The following is a 798-nucleotide window of genomic DNA, read 5'->3' as shown; positions in this document are numbered from 1 at the left end:
TGTGCGTTGCCACAAAAACCTCATTCACAAAAAAGCACAAAAGATAAATTAGAATATAAAACTAAAGCTGAATCTAAAGCGGCAAGATTAGTTAGTATATCTCATGACCATAATAACCAATCCCCATCAGAATCATTTAACTCTAGAACAATCACAGTATTAATAAGTTTTTTAAAACTCGGTAAAGATGATGCGTGGCTAAAGCTAGGCAAGCAATTACTGTTACTGCACAAATCTCAAAATAAGCAAAAATTCTATAGATCTGCATTATGTTGCTTTAAGTCATCAATCAAAGCTCATCCTGATAATCACGTAGCATATTACTTCAGCGGCATCACATTGTGTCTTCTTGGAAGGTACGCGGAGGCGGTGCGGATGTTTGCTTGCAGTCTTCGTAACAACACAGAAACAAGTGCTGCACTAATGCATACATTATCAGAGATGCTGAGCATTACAGAAGGGATTGGGCTTGCTACAGGAGGTGAGGGTGTAAATGGTATTGGTAATAGTGAGTCAGTTATGCAGCAAGGTTCATCATCAAATAACAGAGAGACAATATTTTATGAAAATCTAGACAAGTTAGAGATGGCAATCATCAACAAACTTCAAAGATGCAAAATAGAAGGAGCAGTAGGTAATAGTATGACTAAAAAACAAGAGCAGGCAGACGAGACTTGGAGCAAATATTTTGAGCTGGGGATGTATTGGTATGGAAGAGAGCAGGGGAATCATAAGGCACTTATGTATTTTAGAAGATGCTTGCAGCTAAACCCTAAGAATGAACAAGCAAATTATTAT

General features: G+C 37.3%; 1 pseudogene. It reads left to right on the top strand.

Features of this window, described 5'->3' with window-relative positions:
- Window positions 1-798 (top strand): annotated as a pseudogene (locus tag KYQ89_RS07695) (tetratricopeptide repeat protein); the annotation flags it as partial.

It is taken from the genome of Rickettsia sp. TH2014 (assembly GCF_019249195.1).
GTDB lineage: Bacteria > Pseudomonadota > Alphaproteobacteria > Rickettsiales > Rickettsiaceae > Rickettsia > Rickettsia felis.
The sequence above is the reverse complement of the archived record's forward strand: the minus strand, read 5'-3'. Positions and strand labels throughout refer to the sequence as shown.